Consider the following 17,969-nt stretch of genomic DNA (forward strand, 5'->3'; position numbering starts at 1 on the left):
GGGTGCGCCAGCCCCCTTGCAGTTCTGATATGCTAAGCAGGAAGCTATGTGTTTAAAACCAAGGAGCCGGGATGAACGCTAAATCCCCCGAGCAAACCAACCCTGAAGATCTGCATGCCCGGGTGGCCAGTGTACTGGCCGCTTTCGAGCACCCGACGTTGAAAAATAACCTGGCGACGCTGAAGGCCATGCACCACTGTGCGCTGCTGGACGATGTGCTGTATATCGAACTGCTGATGCCGTTTGCCTGGCAAAGCGGGTTTGCGGCATTACAAGACCAAACCAGCGCCGAGCTGCTGCGGGTGACTGGCGCAAAAGCGGTGGACTGGAAGCTGAGGCACGATATCGCCACCCTGAAACGAGCGAATAACCAGCCCGGCATTAAAGGCGTGCGCAATATTATTGCTGTCAGCTCCGGCAAGGGCGGAGTGGGCAAATCCAGCACCGCGGTGAACCTGGCGCTGGCGCTGGCGGCGGAAGGGGCCAGGGTGGGGATCCTGGATGCCGATATTTATGGCCCGTCGATCCCGAACATGCTGGGTACCGAGAATGAACGCCCAACATCGCCGGACGGCCAGCATATGGCGCCGATCATGGCCCATGGCCTGGCGACCAATTCGATTGGCTATCTGGTGACCGACGATAACGCGATGGTGTGGCGCGGCCCTATGGCCAGCAAGGCGCTGCTGCAACTCTTGCAGGATACGCTGTGGCCAGATCTGGATTACCTGGTGGTGGACATGCCGCCGGGCACCGGGGATATTCAACTGACGCTGTCGCAGAACATTCCGGTTACCGGGGCGCTGGTCGTGACCACGCCGCAGGATATCGCACTGCTCGACGCGGCCAAAGGCATCGTGATGTTTGAGAAAGTGCAGGTGCCCGTGCTGGGGGTGGTGGAAAACATGAGTATGCATATCTGCAGCCAGTGCGGCCACCATGAGCCGGTATTCGGCACTGGCGGCGCCGAGAAGCTGGTGCAGAAATACCATAGCCGCCTGCTGGGCCAGATGCCGCTGCATATTTCACTGCGGGAAGATTTGGATCGCGGGCAGCCGACGGTGATCAGCCGCCCAGACAGTGAGTTTGCGCAGATGTATCGCCAACTGGCCGGCAATGTGGCCGCGCAGTTGTACTGGCAGGGCGAGGCGATCCCCACCGAGATTTCTTTCCGCGCGCTGTGATTGGTCTGTTCCCTCACCCCGGCCCTCTCCCCAAGGGAGAGGGGGCGTACGATGCGGCATGGGTGTGGGGGATAGGCAGTGCTGGCTGGCAATTGTGTTCGGCCTGTTCCCTCACCCCGTCCCTCTCCCCGAGGGAGAGGGGGCGTACGATGCGGCTTGGGTGTGGGGGGATAGGCAGTACTGGCGGGCAATTGTGTTCGGCCTGTTCCCTCTCCCCAAGGGAGAGGGGGCGTACTATGCGGCATGGGAGTGGGGGATAGGCAGTGCTGGCTGGCAATTGTGTTCGGCCTGTTCCCTCACCCCGTCCCTCTCCCCGAGGGAGAGGGGGGCGTACTATGCGGCATGGGTGTAGGGGATAGGCAGTGCTGGCTGGCAATTGTGTTCGGCCTGTTCCCTCACCCCGGCCCTCTCCCCAAGGGAGAGGGGGCGTACGATGCGGCATGGGTGTGGGGGATAGGCAGTGCTGGCGGGCAATTGTGTTTGGCCTGTTCCCTCACCCCGTCCCTCTCCCCAAGGGAGAGGGGGTGTACTATGCAGCATGGGTGTGTGGGATAGGCAGTGCTGGCTGGCAGTTGTGCACGGTCTGTTCCCTCTCCCTTGGGGAGAGGGTTAGGGTGAGGGGCGATTAGTCTTGCGCTACTTTCACCGGCGCGGGCACGGCTAGTGGTTTGGCGTGCAAATCCGCACGGGTAAAAGGTTTTTTCACCGGCGCGATGGTTACCGCTATGCGCTCCAGCAGACCCTGCGTCGGCGCCGCAGTGCCGGTGTTAATCAAAAACAGTGGCAGCACCAGCGCCGCGGCGATTTTCCGGTAAGAAAGCCGTGGTGGCGGTGTGTTGCGCTGCAACAGCAGGAATGCCGCGCTGACGGTGCAGCCCAGCGCCAGGCCGGTAACCACTTCCGAGGTGGAATGCACATTGATTGCCAGGCGTGAATAGCCCACGGCCAGCGCCAGCAAATAGCCGCAGGCCACGGCCACACGGCGCACGTTGATTGAAAAGCGCCCGACCAGCAGCCACAGCATCACTGGCCAGATGCTGGCCGAGAGCGCCGAATGCCCGCTAAAACCGGTAAAATCGAACTCACGGCTGCCAATCCCCCAGCCCATGAAGGCCAGCTTGGAGAGGCAAACCACCGCCCCCACGCCGCCGAACAGTAAAATCCATTGCCAGGTCGGCTTTCTACTGGCCGGCGAAAGCATCAGAATAATGAACACAATGGCGGCGCTTGGTAGCAACAGCATACTGTCGCCGAAGAAGGTCAAAAAGTGCCAATTCATAGGTGCACACTCTGTGGCAATAAATAACGGGATAGACTGTTCACGTGATCGCGAGTACTCATAAATAATCGTGGCGGAATGCTGTGATTCTAGCTTGGCTGCTGTATTAACAGTAGTGTAAAAGTTCTGAAAACAGTATCTAAATCCGTCACCCGCAATGCGCAGGCGTTTTGGTGCTCATCCCCGGGCCTGCCATTGTGGGCAAACCCTGCAATTCGCCTTATTTTGCGTATACCGCCGCATAAAAAGGCGAAATGGTTATTACGGCAACGGTTTGTGTGCATATTGTTGCCGCTGCCTTCTAAATACTGGCGCCGGGCCTGCTAACTCCCTATAATTAGCGCGATTTAGTTCCCCCCCTCACACTACGAAACCAGGTCTTTAATTTTATGACTGACAAGCCGCATCAATGCGTCATTATTGGTATAGCTGGCGCATCTGCCTCAGGGAAAAGTTTGATTGCCAGTACGTTATATCGAGAGCTCCGCGATCAAGTTGGCGATCAACACATCGGCGTTATCCCTGAAGACAGTTACTACAAAGACCAGAGCCATCTGACCATGGAAGAGCGGGTCAAAACCAATTATGACCACCCAAGCGCCATGGATCACAATTTGCTGTTCCAGCATCTGCAAATGCTTAAGGCCGGCAAGGCAATTGAACTGCCGTTGTATAGCTACACCGAACATACCCGCAAACAAGAAACCATCCATCTGGAACCCAAGAAAGTCATTATCCTGGAAGGCATTCTGCTGTTGACGGATATCCGCCTGCGCCAGGAAATGAATTTCTCTATCTTTGTTGATACTCCGCTGGATATCTGCCTGATGCGCCGTATGAAGCGTGATGTCAACGAACGTGGCCGTTCGATGGATTCGGTGATGGCGCAGTATCAGAAAACCGTTCGCCCGATGTTCCTGCAATTTATTGAGCCTTCCAAACAGTATGCCGATATTATCGTGCCGCGCGGTGGTAAAAATCGGATTGCGATCGACATCCTGAAAGCCAAAATCAGCCAGTTCTTTGAATGATGCTGTTGGCCGGGCGGTGAATCCCCGGCCTGTCTCCCATGATTTACGCCCCGACGTAGACCTTTCGCCTATTGTGTGGCACTTTTTGTTTTAGTTTATGCGCTTTGATGGAGAAGAAGAGATGAGACTGTGTGACCGCGATATAGAAAGCTGGTTGGACTGCGGAAAGCTGGCTATTTCACCCCGTCCACCGGTGGAGCGTATTAACGGTGCCACAGTGGATGTCCGTTTAGGAAATCAGTTCCGCGTATTCCGCGGGCATACTGCGGCATTTATCGATCTGAGCGGCCCGAAAGATGAAGTCAGCGCCGCGCTGGATCGCGTGATGAGTGACGAGATCGTGCTGCCGGAGGGCGAAGCCTTCTTCCTGCACCCTGGTGAGCTTGCGCTGGCGGTGACGCTGGAATCGGTTACGCTGCCGGACGATCTGGTCGGCTGGCTTGACGGCCGCTCTTCACTAGCGCGCCTTGGGTTGATGGTGCATGTCACCGCACACCGTATCGATCCAGGTTGGCAGGGCCGAATCGTTCTGGAGTTCTATAATTCAGGTAAGTTGCCGTTGGCATTGCGCCCTGGGATGATGATCGGCGCGTTGAGCTTCGAGCCGCTTTCCGGCCCGGCTGCCCGCCCTTATAATCGCCGCCAGGATGCAAAATATAAAGATCAACAGGGTGCCGTAGCCAGCCGTATCGACAAAGATTAACGGCTGAAGGACATTGCTGCTGGGGGCTGACAAGGGGATGGCATGAAACGATTACTGACGACTTTGGCGATTTTGCTGGTGGTGCTGGTGGCCGGTATGGCTGCGCTGGTGCTGCTGATCAATCCCAACGATTTTCGTGCTTACATGGTGAAAAAGGTCGAACAGAAGAGTGGCTATCATCTAACGCTGGATGGTGATTTGCGCTGGCACGTTTGGCCGCAGCTTAGCATTCTGGCCGGCCGCATGACGCTGACGGCGCCTGGTGCCGATGCGCCCGTGGTCAGCGCCGATAACATGCGTTTGGACGTTGAACTGCTGCCGCTGCTTTCACACCAGCTCTCGGTTAAGCAGGTGATGCTGAAAAACGGCGTTATTCGCCTGACCCCCGACAGTGAAGAGCAAACCGTGCCGGGGGCGCCTGCCGCGCCAACCAGCAACGCTGAAGAGCCGGCGGTGGCCGCGTGGAAATTCGATATTGATAATTTGCGCATCGTCGATAGCCTGCTGATTTGGCAGCGGGCGAACAATGAGCAGATCAACGTGCGCGATATTAACCTGACGCTGCAGCAAAACGGCCTGCATCAGGCGCAGCTGGCGTTATCCAGCCGGGTTAACCGCGATCAGCGCGATCTGGCCTTTACGCTGGCGGCTGATTTGGATCTGCAGCAATACCCGCAGCAGATTAGCGCCAATATCAGCCAGTTTACCTATCAACTGGATGGGGCTGATATTACTAACGGCGGCATCAAAGGCGAGGGGAGCGTGCAGGCCGTTTACCAGCGGGTGCAGCAGCAGCTGGCGCTGAATAACGTGGTGCTTAGCGCGAATGACAGCCAACTTACCGGCGATGCTCAACTGCAATTTGGTAGCGTGCCGCATTATGCGGTAAACCTGTCTTCGCCACATCTTAACCTGGATACCCTTTCAGGCTGGAAAGACAACATTGGTGAGGCGCCGCAGCCCGCGCCATTGGCGCCGGTGATTGCCAGCCCGCCGGATGAAGCGCAAAGCCTGAATGTGCTGCGTGATTTTACCGCACAGCTGGCGCTGAAAGCCGATCGGCTCACCTACCGTGGGCTGGAGATCGCCCCGTTGGCGTTACAGGCGGAGAACCAGCGTGGGCTGTTAACGTTAGGGGCGCTTGGCGGCAAGCTGGCGGGCGGCGAGTTTTCTCTGCCGGGCGAACTGGATGTGCGCAGCGCTAAACCTGCTATTACGTTACGGCCAGACATCAAACAGATAGAACTGGGCCCGGTGCTGAAAGCGTTTGATATGCCGCAGGTGATAACCGGAAAATTCAATCTGCAGGGCACGTTTGGCGGCGATAAGCTGAGCGCGGAAGCCTTTAAACACAGTTGGCAAGGCGATGCGCAGTTAGCGATGCAAAACGTGCAGTTGCATGGGCTTAACATTCAGCAATTGATCCAGCAGGCGGTGGCACGTAGCGATAGCCGTGTGAGCGGCCAGGAAAAATATCAACGCTATACGGAAGTGCAGCGCCTGACGGCCCGGGCGCATTTGAACGCCGGGGCGGTGAAGGTTAGCGAACTGCAGGCTGATTCATCTGCGCTGAATATCAAGGGGGCCGGGACGCTCGATATGCCTGGCAAGCAGTGTGATATGACGCTGAATGTGCAGGTAACCGACGGGTGGCAAGGGAATAACGATCTGATTGCGCTGCTGCGGAAAACAGCGATCCCGCTGCGGGTTTATGGGCCGTGGGACAGGCTTAATTATCAGTTGAAGGTGGATCAGCTGTTGCGCCAGTCGCTACAGAACCGCGCCAAGGATGCCCTGAATAAATGGGCGGAAAAGAATAAGGATTCGCAAAGCGGGCAGGATCTGAAAAAGTTGCTCGACAAGCTGTAATCACCTTCCTCACGGGCCGCCAAGCGGCCCGTTTCTTTTACTATGCCAAAGGCCCTCATCCCGGCCTTCTCCCATAGGGAGAAGGGGCGCAGGGTCTGACATGGGAGTGCTGAATGCCCTCATCCCGGCCTTCTCCCAGGGGGAGAAGGGGCGCAGGGTTTGGCATGGGAGTGCCGAATGCCCTCATCCCGGCCTTCTCCCTAGGGGAGAAGGGGCGCAGGGTTTGGCATGGAAGTGCAGAATCCCCTCATCCCGGCCTTCTCCCAAGGGGAGAAGGGGCGCAGGGGCTGGCATGGGAGTGCTGAATGCCCTCATCCCGGCCTTCTCCCAGAGGGAGAAGGGGCGCAGGGTCTGACATGGGAGTGCCGAATGCCCTCATCCCGGCCTTCTCCCTAGGGGGGAAGGGGCGCAGGGTTTGGCATGGGAGTGCCGAATGCTCTCATCTTGGCCTTCTCCCAGAGGGAGAAGGGGCGCAGGGTCTGACATGGGAGTGCCGAATGCCCTCATCCCGGCCTTCTCCCTAGGGGTGAAGGGGCGCAGGGTTTGGCATGGGAGTGCCGAAGGCCCTCATCCCGGCCTTCTCTCTAGGGGAGAAGGAGCGCAGGGGATGGTGGGGTTGGTGCGGTACTAATACAGAAACGCTGGGCTATTCCCTCTCCCTGGGGGAGAGGGTTAGGGTGAGGGGTTACCCCTCGCCATCCTGATCGGGCTCTGCCAGCGGCGTGATTTTTACCTTCAGAATACGGTGGCTGCTGATCTCCAACGGCTCATACAGATAACCATCAATTGCCAACTGCTCGCCCTGTTCCGGGATCCGCTGGCAGTGCTCCATCAGCAAACCGGCCAGCGTATGATACTCGCGCTTCTCTTCCAATTGCAGAGGCAGGAAATGCGCCAGATCCTCCAGCGGCATATAGCCGTTGGCAATCCAACTGCCGTCTTCACACTGCTGAATATCATGACGTGCATCGATCTCCTCGCCGGCTTCGGGCAGGTTACCGGCAATGGTTTCCATCACGTCGGTCAGGGTAACAATACCTTCAACCGAACCAAACTCATCCACCACAAAGGCGAAGTGCGTTTGCGCCTGGCGGAACTGCTCTAACGCGCTGAGCAGCGTTAGCCCTTCAGGGAAGATTAACGGTTGTTTTACCAGCGCCCGTAGATCCAACGGCGCTTGCTGCAACTGCTGTTTTAATACATCAATCGTGTGGATCACCCCAAGCGGTTCATCGCTATCGCTATCTTCGATAACCACAATGCGCGTGTGTTGGTTCTTTTCCAGCAACTGTTTCAGCTTTTCCTGCGGATCGTTCAGTTCCAGGTATTCCACATCATGCCGGGACGTCATGATGCTACTGACGGTGCGCTGTGCCATCCCCAGCACGCGCTCGATCATATTGCGTTCCTGCTGGTTAAAGATTTCGCTGCCTTCACTGTTGCTGTCGGCGATCAAATCAGCCGCATCCCGATCGACTTCGGCCTCTTCATGCTTCCCACTTAGCATACGCAGGACGGCTTCTGCCGTGCGTTCGCGCAGAGGACGCACCTGGGAAAGAAAGCGGCGGCGGTTGAACTGCGCAAGCTGGTTCAGTGCTTCGATGATCACAGAGAAACCGATAGCCGCATACAGATACCCTTTGGGGATGTGGTAGCCAAAACCTTCCGCCACCAGGCTAAAGCCGATCATCAACAGGAAGCTTAGGCACAGGATGACGATAGTCGGATGGGCGTTGACAAAGCGAGTGAGCGGCTTGCTGGCCAACAGCATCAGACCGATGGCGATAGTGACCGCCAGCATCATCACCGCCAGGTGATCAACCATCCCGACTGCCGTTATCACCGAATCCAGCGAGAAGACGGCATCCAGCACCACAATTTGCGCCACTACCGGCCAGAAGCGGGCCCCTTTACGGGTGCCGTGTTGCTCTTCATCCTTGCCTTCCAGCCGTTCATTCAACTCCATCGTGGCTTTAAACAACAGGAAGATACCGCCGACCAGCATGATCAGATCGCGCCCACTGAAGGGATGCTCGGCAAGGAAGAACAGCGGCTTGGTTAAAGTTGCCAGCCAGGATATAGAAGCTAACAACACCATACGCATTAGCAGCGCCAGCAGCAAGCCGACAACGCGAGCTTTATCTCTTTGTTCTTTTGGTAGTTTTTCTGCCAGGATGGCAATAAAAATGAGGTTGTCTATCCCCAGTACAATCTCCAGCACGACCAATGTGGCCAGGCCGGCCCAAATTGTTGGATCTGCGATCCATTCCATATGACCAATTTCACCTTTTAGTTCGCCGGCTTATGCCGTAACGCGCATGATGGGCGTTGGCAAAGGAAAATTCAACATTAAAACAGCAGGGAAGATAGGGATAAGGAGAATAGTTAAATGAGCTGGATAAAACCGTGGGTTTTTTGTGGGTAATAACATAAAAAACCATCGCTTTAACTGTTTATTAAAGCAACTGCAATACAATTATTATTTAAATCATCGTGTTATGAATTTCTGCTTATGTTAGAATTTTCCGAGTCCTTATCAAAGAGTAGTCTTATTCCTAAAAGCCCGTGAGAAGCCGATCTAAGGCTTGTCTCAGTGGGTTAATAGTATAAGAATCCTAGCCATATAATATGTAAAAAACTATCAATACTTTGTATAGAACATAGGCTTTTTTGCCCTTCTTGTGATTACCCTGCGTTGTATACCAGTGGTTAACACTGTTCGGCTGAATACATGGTGAACATGTGTCCGTTAGCCATCCAGAATCATTCCCAGTGCATTGGTAGCTGTAAGCCAAGGGCGGTAGCGTGCCGGAACCGATTGATAAAGAACAGTTTTTGTCACTTTACCGATCGTTGATATGGAATTTTCTTAATTCATTTCCCCCGGAAGCGTTGGCTTAGCCTGTGTCTGTTACACTTAATTGTTATTTGCTGATGGATATAAAATATGCAAAAGAGATTGAAAGCAGTCATTCCTGTGGCAGGATTGGGTACGCGTATGTTGCCGGCGACTAAGGCAATTCCGAAAGAAATGCTGCCCGTGGTAGATAAACCACTGATTCAATATATCGTGAGTGAATGCGTTGCTGCCGGAATTAAAGATATTATTCTGGTGACGCACTCTTCCAAAAACGCCATTGAAAACCACTTTGATACCTCTTTTGAGTTAGAGGCGGTGCTGGAAGCACGCGTGAAACGCCAACTGCTGGCGGAAGTGAAAAGCATCTGCCCACCAGACGTTACCGTGATGCAGGTACGCCAGGGGCAGGCAAAAGGGCTGGGGCATGCCGTACTGTGTGCGAAACCGATGGTCGGGGATGAACCTTTTATTGTACTGTTGCCAGACGTGTTGATGGATGATGCAAGTGCCGATCTGCGCAAGGAAAACCTGGCGAAAATGATCCAGCGTTTTGAAGAGACCGGTTACAGCCAGGTGATGGTGGAGCCGGTGCCAGAGAAAGACGTTTCTAAATACGGTGTGGTGGATTGTGGCGGGGTCGCATTGGCCGCTGGAGAAAGTGCGCCAATGACCGCGGTGGTGGAAAAACCGGCGCTTGAGGATGCTCCTTCCAACCTGGCCGTAGTGGGGCGCTATGTGCTCTCTGCAGATATTTGGCCGCTGCTGGAGAAAACCCCTCCAGGAGCCGGCGATGAGATCCAACTGACCGATGCCATCGCTCTGTTGATGGATGAAGAAACGGTTGAAGCTTTCCATATGAGCGGCAAATCACATGACTGTGGTGATAAACTGGGCTATATGAAAGCATTCGTGCAATATGGCCTGCGCCATGCCACAGAGGGTGAAGGGTTCAGCAAGTGGTTGAAACAGGCTCTCGCCAATAAATAACTGCAGCGGCCGCAGATACGATCACAAGATTGAAAGAGGACTACCATGACGAAGTTAAAAGCTGTCATTCCCGTTGCTGGCCTGGGTATGCGTATGCTGCCGGCGACCAAGGCTATTCCAAAAGAAATGTTGCCGATCGTCGATAAGCCGTTGATTCAGTATATCGTTAACGAGTGTGTCGCCGCGGGTATCAAAGATATTATTCTGGTGACGCACTCTTCCAAGAACGCGATAGAAAACCATTTCGATACCTCATTCGAGTTGGAAGCAATGCTCGAAGCGCGCGTTAAACGCCAACTGTTGGATGAAGTACAATCCATCACGCCAAAGGGCGTGACGCTGATGCATATCCGCCAGGGGCAGCCAAAAGGGCTGGGGCATGCTGTGCTGTGTGCTAAACCGCTGGTCGGGGATGAGCCGTTTGTGGTGGTGCTGCCCGACATCCTGCTGGATGATGCGAAAGCAGATCTGAAAAAAGATAACCTTGCTCACCTGATTGCCCGCTTTGAACAAAGTGGCGATAGCCAGGTGTTGGTGCAAGCGGCCGACGATGAGAATGTGCTGTATGATTACTCGGTGGTAGAGTGTGAAACAACTACGCTGCAGCCTGGCGAAAGCGCGCGCATGACCTCTATTATTGAAAAACCAAGCCGGGAAGTGCGGTTAAAATCCAACTATTCCGCAGTGGGCCGCTATGTGCTTTCTGCTGACATCTGGCCTATTCTGGAAAAAACCAAACCCGGTGCCTGGGGCCGCATTCAGTTAACTGACGCGATTGCAGAACTGCTGAAACATCAACCTGTAGAAGCGACAGAATTGGTGGGGGAATCCTACAACTGCGGTGAAAAGCTGGGTTATCTGCAGGCTTTTGTAGCTTATGGCCTGCGCCACCCTGCACAAGGGAAAGCCTTCCGCGAATGGGCAGAGCAACTGCAGTTTTAAGCGGGTTTGTAACTAACAGCCTGGTTGTGGAATTAACAGCCAGATATATTGGTAAAAGCCGCGCCTGCAGTTCATACTCTTGAGCACTGAACGGCCCCAGAGCGCTATATAACCGGAATAGAGATCACCACACGGCGCCCTCTCCCTGTGGAGAGGGCTGGGTGAGGAGTAAATAACTCCCCTCACTATCGCATCATCGCTCTCGTTTCCGAAAGGGAGCACCGTTCGACCCCCTCTCCCCGTGGGAGAGGGCTGGGGTGAGGGCCCGGTGAGGAGTAAATGATTTCCCCTCACCATCGCAGCACCGCTCTCGTTCCTGAAAGGGAGCACCGTTCGACTCCCTCTCCCCGTGGGAGAGGGCTGGGGTGAGGGCCGGTGAGGAGTAAATGATCCTCCCTCACTATCTCAGCACCGCTCTCGTTCCTTATAGGGAGCACTGCGTGGCTCCCTCTCCCCGTGGGAGAGGGCTGGGATGAGGGCGCGGTGAGGAGTAAATGATCCTCCCTCACTATCTCAGCACCGCTCTCGTTCCTTATAAGGAGCACTGCCGGCTCCCTCTCCTGTGGGAGAGGGTTGGGGTGAGGGCAGCAATACCAAGTGGCTGTTTCTTTCTGTATCGTAGCAAAGCTGGGTTCAACGGTTGCTCAATGAGCACGTTCCCTTTTAATATGCATGGGGGCTGGTATCACAACCCCATTTTGCTGAGAACCGCAACAGGTGCCACGGTTGGCCGGGGACTTAGCACAGCGTAAATATTTACTTTGAAAGTGATGATAACTCGATGGCAAAAAAACAATGGAAACTGATACCGCTCCTGGTATCGATCAGTGTGATTAGCGGTTGTACGATCGTTCCCGGCACCCACCTCTCCACCAGCGGAAAAGATGTTATTAAACAGCAGGACAGCGATTTTGACATCGACAAACTGGTTAATGTCTTCCCGCTGACTCCACGGCTGGTTGAGCAAATGCGGGCCAAACCGGTGGTGGCGCAGAATAATGCTTCTTTGGATCGCGAACTGCAGAATTATGAATACCGCATCGGCATTGGCGATGTGTTGATGGTAACGGTGTGGGATCACCCCGAGTTGACCACGCCGGCGGGCCAATATCGCAGTGCCAGCGACACCGGCAACTGGGTGAATTCTGACGGCACCATTTTCTACCCCTATATCGGCAAAGTTCGGGTTGCCGGCAGAACGGTGAGTGAAGTGCGCAACGATATCGCCAACCGCCTGGCGCAGTATATTGAAAGCCCACAGGTGGACGTGAGCATTGCAGCCTTCCGTTCGCAAAAGGTTTATGTCACCGGGGCGGTTACCACCTCCGGTAAGCAGGCGATCACTAACGTGCCGCTCACCGTGATGGATGCGATCAACGCTGCCGGTGGCCTTGCCGCCGATGCCGATTGGCGCAATGTGGTGTTAACGCACAATGGCAAAGAGCAGCGCATTTCTTTACAGGCGTTGATGCAAAACGGTGACCTGACGCAAAATTATCTGTTATATCCAGGCGATATTCTTTATGTGCCACGTAATGATGATCTGAAAGTGTTCGTGATGGGCGAGGTAACTAAACAAGCCACCCTGAAGATGGATCGCAGCGGTATGACGCTGACCGAAGCGCTGGGTAATGCGGAAGGGATGAATCAGAGCTTCTCGGATGCTACTGGGGTGTTTGTTATCCGCCCACTGCGTGGCACTCAGGGCAACAAGTTGGCGAATATTTATCAATTAAATGCTTCTGATGCAGCCGCGATGGTGATGGGCACCGAATTCCAACTGCAGCCTTACGATATTGTATATGTAACCACTGCCCCGGTGGTGCGCTGGAATCGTGTGATCAATCAGTTGTTACCGACAATTGCTGGTTATAACGATCTCACCGAAGGCACGTTACGTATCCGCAATTGGCCATAGTAGGGGGCAGAAATTGTTTGATTCAATTTTGGTAGTATGCGTGGGCAATATTTGCCGTTCCCCAACCGGGGAACGGCTGCTAAAAAAGATGTTGCCCGGTAAGAAAGTGAGTTCAGCGGGGTTAGGGGCAATGGCTGGGAAGCCTGCTGATGCCACCGCGGTGGAAGTTGCTAACCAGCACAATTTATCCTTGGAAGGGCACAAGGGCAGACAGCTGACAGCGGCTATGTGTCGGGAATATGATCTGATCCTAGTGATGGAAAAAGGCCATATTGATGCGGTCAGCCGTTTAGCGCCAGAGGTGAGGGGAAAAACTATGCTGTTCGGACACTGGCTTGGTCAACGTGAAATCACGGACCCGTACCATCAAAGCCGCGAAGCCTTTGAGTTTGTATACCGCCTTCTTGATGAATCAGCCCAAAAATGGGCTAAAGTCTTAAGCCGATAGCCAGTCAGGATCTACAATGTCTGAAAAAAATAAAGTTGGAATAAATAAAAATGAAGGTTCAGATGAAATCGATCTGGGCCGTCTTTTGGGTGAGTTAATAGATAACCGTTGGTTAATTATTGGCATAACGGCAATTTTCTTAACTTTTGGAATAATATACTGTTTATTTGCGACACCGATTTATAGAGCAAGTGCATTAGTTCAAGTAGAGCAGAACGTTGCGAATAAGTTAATAAGCGGACTCAATCAGCTTTTGCCTTCTGGGCAGCCGGATTCGGCACCTGAAATTGAATTATTACAGTCACGCATGATTCTTGGGAAAACAATTGATGAGTTAAATCTTACAACAGATGTTAAAGAAAATTATTTTCCTATCTTTGGCCGAGGATTATCCCGAATATTAGGGGAAGAACCAGGGAAATTGGCAGTATCAAAGTTTTCTTTACCAAGTAGTTGGAGTGATTCTTCTGTTGAACTTACTGTGAAAAACTCTAAAGAATATACTATCAATAAAGATGGTAAGGCGTTATTTAATGGGCATGTGGGGATTTTAGCGGAGAACAGTGGCGTTAGTATACTTGTTAGCGATATTGTTGCCGAACCAGGGACTACTTTTACTATCTCGTTAAAATCTTTCCTGACAACAATTAATCAACTACTTAATAATTTTGAAGTAGTAGACAAGGGGAAAGATACTGGTGTTCTTGGGTTAACATTTACAGGTGATGATCCTATATTGATCCAAAAAATATTGGATAGTATTACGCGTAACTATCTCGAGCAGAATATAGCTAGAAAATCAGAAGAAGATGGGAAAAGTTTGGTATTTCTTCAAGAGCAGTTGCCAAAAATACGCTCTGCCCTTGATAGCGCGGAAGATAAACTGAATACATATAGGCAGCAAAAAGATTCAGTCGATTTATCCATGGAAGCAAAGTCAGTTCTTGATAGTATTGTTTCTGTAGAAAGTCAGCTCAATGAATTGACGTTTAAAGAGGCTGATATCTCTAAACTTTATACTAAAGAGCACCCAGCTTATCGCGCATTGTTGGAAAAACGTAAAACTCTTGAAGAAGATAGAGAAAGACTTAATAAGCGTGTAAATGCAATGCCACAGACACAACAGGAAGTGTTACGTTTGAGTCGGGATGTTAATTCTGGTCAAGAAGTTTATATGCAATTGCTTAATCGGGAGAAGGAGTTAAGCATTTCGAAGGCAAGTACTATTGGTAATGTACGAATTGTTGATAGAGCTTTGACGGACGATAAACCAGTTCAACCTCGCAAGGCAATTACACTTTTATTGAGCCTTATCTTAGGTGGGGTTGTTTCTTGTGGTTATGTTATTGCCAAAGCGTATTTCCACCGTGGCATTGAAAGCCCTGAGCAACTTGAAGAGCTGGGGATTAATGTTTATGCGAGTGTGCCGTTGTCTGAATGGCAGCGTAAGCGTGACTTGGAGCTACAAAATAAATATAAAAATAAAAGGCATAATGGCGATTCTGATTCATTGCTCGCATTCGGTAACCCCGCGGACTTAGCCGTTGAAGCTATTCGTAGCCTGAGGACCAGTTTGCATTTTGCTATGATGGAGGCAAAAAATAATGTGTTAATGATATCGGGGGCTAGTCCTGGTATTGGTAAAACATTTATCAGTGCTAACCTCGCTGCTGTTGTTTCTCAAGTTGGGCAAAAAGTACTGCTTATCGATAGCGATATGCGTAAGGGATATGCACACGAACTGATTGGGGCTAGCGGTAAGAACGGCCTATCAGATGTTTTGTCTGGAAAAATTGACATTAGTAGTGCTGTTCAGCATATGAAAAGCACTGGCTTTGATTTTATCGCTCGCGGACAAATTCCACCTAATCCATCGGAATTGTTAATGCATGCTCGCTTTGAATCTCTGATTAAATGGGCTAGTGAAAACTATGACCTTGTATTAGTTGATACTCCTCCAATTTTAGCTGTTACAGATGCAGCTATTATCGGCAAGCACGCGGGGACTTCGTTGATGGTAGCCAGGTTTGAATTAAATAGCCCGAAAGAGGTCGAAGTGAGTATTAGACGGTTTGAGCAAAACGGTATAGAGATTAAAGGTGTTATTCTCAATGCTGTTATGCGCAAAGCGTCAAATTACTATAATTATGGATATGATAGTTATAGTTATAGTTATAACTCGGAAAAATAAATAAATATAAAGTAGCAAGAAACTATTTTTTATTTTTTGCTACTTTACTAATTCCCCAATAATTAATCAGATTTACCATCTCTATAAATAAAATTAAGTGCGTAAGACGATTTATCTATCAAGGTTATTGACAAACATTCCTATATTCATAGGTGATTATAATGAAATATGTGATAGCCATCCCTACATATAATGGTGGTGAGCTTTGGAAACATGTGGCTGAAAAACTATCGGTGCTTGGCTCGGATAATGTTTATGTTATAGATTCAGGGAGTAAAGATTCAACACTTTCTATTGCAAATTCAAAAGGATTTAGAACATTAAGTATTGAATCGAAAGATTTTAATCACGGCGGGACTAGAAATTTGGCTGTGAAAAATAATACTGATAACGCAGATATTGTAATTTTTCTTACACAGGATGCCATACCACAGCCTGGTTTTTTAGAAAAAATACTATCAACATTTAATGATCCCAAAGTAGCATGTGCCTATGGGCGCCAGCTTCCACATACTAATGCAAATCCTTTAGCCAAACATGCGAGAGATTTTAACTACCGCTCGACAAGTTACGTGAGTGATCTGTCGTCGAAAGAGAATATGGGATTAAAAGCTGTTTTTATGTCTAATTCATTTTCAGCTTACCGTTTATCAGTTTTTGAACAAATCGGTGGATTTCCTTCTAATACTATCCTCTGTGAAGACATGTATTTTACAGCTAAAGCTGTCCTTGCAGGTTATAAGGTATCTTATGTAGCTGACGCTGAAGTGTGTCATTCACATAATTATAATGCGGTAGAAGAGTTTAAACGTTATTTTGATATTGGTGTTTTTCATCATGATGAACCTTGGATTCGTGAATCATTTGGAGGCGCTGGCGGGGAAGGGAAGAAATTTATTATCTCTGAATTTAATTATTTGATTAAACATGCTCCACTATGGATCCCAATGGCATGTATAAATAACTTTGCAAAAATTATTGGGTATAAACTTGGGCAGAACTATAGCAGATTATCACCTAAGTGGAGAAAAAAACTTAGTATGCATACGCGTTATTGGGATAGTGTTTCAGATTAATGATCCTATTAATGACAAATGATCCTATTAATAAGGGATAATTCTATGAGTGCGCTTAGTTACTCTAAACAAACAAATATCGTAAAATTCTTACTGGCGTTTTCTGATTTTATATTTTTTACGTTATCTCTAATTGCTGCCGTATACCTGATTGGACTCTGTGGCGGGGATATGAATGAATTTATTCCAGAATCAGAAATGCCCGCGCGTATCCTTACACATATCATGCTTGGGGTTATCTGTGTTGGCTGGTTTTGGGTTCGGCTACGCCACTATACCTACCGCAAGCCCTTCTGGTTTGAGCTGAAAGAAATTCTCAGAACATTATTGATCTTTGCCGTGTGCGACTTGGCCTTGGTCGCCTTCTCTAAATGGCAGTTTTCGCGCTATGTGTGGATATTAACCTGGGGCTTAGCCCTATTGTTGGTGCCTTTTGCCAGAGCGGCAACAAAACGCCTGCTCAATAAACTGGGGCTGTGGCAAAAGCAAACTATCATTATAGGTACAGGGAAAAACGCATGTGATGCTTATGCAGCATTACAAAGTGAAGAGGTTTTAGGATTTGCGATTTGCGCCTTCTTTTCTAGCGGAAAACAGTGTGAGAAGGAACTGGAAGGCAAACCTGTAATCTGTGATGAACAAGAGCTGTGGCGGCAGTGTGATCCGGAGTCTACCCAGTTTATTGTTGCATTGGAATTTGATGAGCACGCTTTGCGTGATGAATGGTTGAAAAAACTGGCTAAACACCGTTGCCGTTCTGTTTCGGTGATTCCAACGCTCCGCGGTGTACCGTTATATGGCACGGATATGTCATTTATCTTTAGCCATGAGGTAATGATTCTGCGCGTGAGCAATAACCTGGCAAAAAGAACATCGCGTTTTTTAAAACGAACTTTTGATATTATCGGTGCGGGTAGCATTGTTATTTTATTATCTCCTATCTTAGCTATCCTTGCTTATCTGGTCGCGAAAGACGGCGGCAATGCCATTTATGGTCATGAACGTATAGGGCGGGATGGTGTTAAGTTTAAATGCTTAAAATTCCGCTCGATGGTAATGAATTCCCAGGAAGTTTTACAACAGTTATTGGAGAATGACCCCGAGGCAAGAGCTGAATGGGATAAAGACTTTAAGTTGAAAAATGACCCACGCATTACTCGCGTTGGCAAGTTTATCCGTAAAACCAGTCTGGATGAATTACCGCAGCTTTTCAATGTGCTGAAAGGGGAAATGAGCCTGGTTGGGCCGCGCCCAGTTATTGAAAAAGAACTGGAGCGATATGCCGGCGATCGCGATTATTATCTGATGGCAAAGCCGGGTATGACCGGGCTGTGGCAGGTGAGCGGCAGAAATGACGTGGATTATGATACCCGCGTTTATTTTGATGCTTGGTATGTAAAAAATTGGTCTTTGTGGAACGACATTGCGATCCTTTTTAAAACCATCAATGTGGTCTTAAAAAGAGATGGTGCGTATTAAGT

At 50.5% G+C, this 17,969-nt stretch carries 13 protein-coding genes; 11 read left to right on the plus strand and 2 right to left on the minus strand.

Annotation, left to right across the window (positions count from 1 at the left end; all coding sequences use genetic code 11):
* Window positions 1-71: 71 nt before the first annotated feature.
* Window positions 72-1,184, plus strand: a complete 1,113-nt coding sequence (apbC, locus tag ABFX35_RS03530) for an iron-sulfur cluster carrier protein ApbC (RefSeq protein WP_346079182.1) — start codon at window positions 72-74, stop codon at window positions 1,182-1,184.
* Between the two features lie 625 nt (window positions 1,185-1,809).
* Here apbC and ABFX35_RS03535 read toward each other — a convergent pair.
* Complete coding sequence (locus ABFX35_RS03535; protein ID WP_346079184.1) at window positions 1,810-2,463, minus strand: phosphatase PAP2 family protein; 654 nt, start codon at window positions 2,461-2,463, stop codon at window positions 1,810-1,812.
* Window positions 2,464-2,852: 389 nt separating this feature from the next.
* Between ABFX35_RS03535 and udk the strand changes: the two genes are divergently transcribed.
* The 3 genes from udk (at window position 2,853) to asmA (ending at window position 6,066) form a co-directional block, all read left to right on the plus strand.
* Window positions 2,853-3,494, plus strand: coding sequence for a uridine kinase (gene udk, locus ABFX35_RS03540; protein WP_095845234.1), 642 nt, complete (start codon window positions 2,853-2,855; stop codon window positions 3,492-3,494).
* Between the two features lie 121 nt (window positions 3,495-3,615).
* Complete coding sequence (gene dcd / locus ABFX35_RS03545) at window positions 3,616-4,197, plus strand: dCTP deaminase (RefSeq protein WP_279029356.1); 582 nt, start codon at window positions 3,616-3,618, stop codon at window positions 4,195-4,197.
* A 42-nt stretch (window positions 4,198-4,239) separates the two neighbouring features.
* Window positions 4,240-6,066, plus strand: a complete 1,827-nt coding sequence (gene asmA / locus ABFX35_RS03550; RefSeq protein ID WP_346079187.1) for an outer membrane assembly protein AsmA — start codon at window positions 4,240-4,242, stop codon at window positions 6,064-6,066.
* 685 nt (window positions 6,067-6,751) lie between these two features.
* Here the strand turns inward: asmA and ABFX35_RS03555 are convergent.
* On the minus strand, window positions 6,752-8,338 hold the full coding sequence (locus ABFX35_RS03555) for a TerC family protein (protein WP_346079188.1): 1,587 nt from the start codon (window positions 8,336-8,338) through the stop codon (window positions 6,752-6,754).
* 675 nt (window positions 8,339-9,013) lie between these two features.
* Between ABFX35_RS03555 and galU (ABFX35_RS03560) the strand changes: the two genes are divergently transcribed.
* The 7 genes from galU (ABFX35_RS03560) (at window position 9,014) to wbaP (ending at window position 17,967) form a co-directional block, all read left to right on the plus strand.
* A complete protein-coding gene (gene galU, locus ABFX35_RS03560) occupies window positions 9,014-9,913 on the plus strand; it encodes a UTP--glucose-1-phosphate uridylyltransferase GalU (RefSeq protein ID WP_095845229.1) in 900 nt (299 codons plus the stop codon).
* A gap of 45 nt (window positions 9,914-9,958) precedes the next feature.
* A complete protein-coding gene (gene galU / locus ABFX35_RS03565; protein WP_346079190.1) occupies window positions 9,959-10,855 on the plus strand; it encodes a UTP--glucose-1-phosphate uridylyltransferase GalU in 897 nt (298 codons plus the stop codon).
* A 781-nt stretch (window positions 10,856-11,636) separates the two neighbouring features.
* Complete coding sequence (locus ABFX35_RS03570; RefSeq protein WP_346079192.1) at window positions 11,637-12,773, plus strand: polysaccharide export protein; 1,137 nt, start codon at window positions 11,637-11,639, stop codon at window positions 12,771-12,773.
* Between the two features lie 13 nt (window positions 12,774-12,786).
* The gene (locus ABFX35_RS03575) at window positions 12,787-13,221 is read left to right on the plus strand and encodes an arsenate reductase/protein-tyrosine-phosphatase family protein (protein ID WP_346079194.1); all 435 of its coding nucleotides are present in this window, start codon (window positions 12,787-12,789) and stop codon (window positions 13,219-13,221) included.
* 16 nt (window positions 13,222-13,237) lie between these two features.
* Window positions 13,238-15,412: a tyrosine-protein kinase Wzc gene (gene wzc / locus ABFX35_RS03580; RefSeq protein ID WP_346079196.1), complete on the plus strand. Its 2,175-nt coding sequence runs from the start codon at window positions 13,238-13,240 to the stop codon at window positions 15,410-15,412.
* Window positions 15,413-15,573: 161 nt separating this feature from the next.
* Window positions 15,574-16,488 carry a glycosyltransferase family 2 protein gene (locus tag ABFX35_RS03585; RefSeq protein ID WP_346079197.1) on the plus strand — a complete coding sequence of 305 codons (915 nt, stop codon included), beginning with the start codon at window positions 15,574-15,576 and terminating at the stop codon, window positions 16,486-16,488.
* A 45-nt stretch (window positions 16,489-16,533) separates the two neighbouring features.
* The gene (gene wbaP / locus ABFX35_RS03590) at window positions 16,534-17,967 is read left to right on the plus strand and encodes an undecaprenyl-phosphate galactose phosphotransferase WbaP (protein ID WP_346079199.1); all 1,434 of its coding nucleotides are present in this window, start codon (window positions 16,534-16,536) and stop codon (window positions 17,965-17,967) included.
* The last annotated feature ends 2 nt before the right edge of the window (window positions 17,968-17,969 follow it).

Origin of the sequence: Gibbsiella dentisursi (assembly GCF_039539505.1) — a bacterium.
Taxonomy (GTDB): Bacteria; Pseudomonadota; Gammaproteobacteria; order Enterobacterales; family Enterobacteriaceae; genus Gibbsiella; species Gibbsiella quercinecans.

What these genes read in the sequence shown, in the direction of transcription:
- wbaP (WP_346079199.1), top strand. Translation starts at nt 16,534, where the DNA reads ATGAGTGCGCTTAGTTACTCTAAACAAACAAATATCGTAAAATTCTTA.
- apbC (WP_346079182.1), top strand. Translation starts at nt 72, where the DNA reads ATGAACGCTAAATCCCCCGAGCAAACCAACCCTGAAGATCTGCATGCC.
- ABFX35_RS03570 (WP_346079192.1), top strand. Translation starts at nt 11,637, where the DNA reads ATGGCAAAAAAACAATGGAAACTGATACCGCTCCTGGTATCGATCAGT.
- asmA (WP_346079187.1), top strand. Translation starts at nt 4,240, where the DNA reads ATGAAACGATTACTGACGACTTTGGCGATTTTGCTGGTGGTGCTGGTG.
- galU (WP_346079190.1), top strand. Translation starts at nt 9,959, where the DNA reads ATGACGAAGTTAAAAGCTGTCATTCCCGTTGCTGGCCTGGGTATGCGT.
- ABFX35_RS03555 (WP_346079188.1), bottom strand. Translation starts at nt 8,338, where the DNA reads ATGGAATGGATCGCAGATCCAACAATTTGGGCCGGCCTGGCCACATTG.
- galU (WP_095845229.1), top strand. Translation starts at nt 9,014, where the DNA reads ATGCAAAAGAGATTGAAAGCAGTCATTCCTGTGGCAGGATTGGGTACG.
- ABFX35_RS03585 (WP_346079197.1), top strand. Translation starts at nt 15,574, where the DNA reads ATGAAATATGTGATAGCCATCCCTACATATAATGGTGGTGAGCTTTGG.
- ABFX35_RS03535 (WP_346079184.1), bottom strand. Translation starts at nt 2,463, where the DNA reads ATGAATTGGCACTTTTTGACCTTCTTCGGCGACAGTATGCTGTTGCTA.
- udk (WP_095845234.1), top strand. Translation starts at nt 2,853, where the DNA reads ATGACTGACAAGCCGCATCAATGCGTCATTATTGGTATAGCTGGCGCA.
- dcd (WP_279029356.1), top strand. Translation starts at nt 3,616, where the DNA reads ATGAGACTGTGTGACCGCGATATAGAAAGCTGGTTGGACTGCGGAAAG.
- wzc (WP_346079196.1), top strand. Translation starts at nt 13,238, where the DNA reads ATGTCTGAAAAAAATAAAGTTGGAATAAATAAAAATGAAGGTTCAGAT.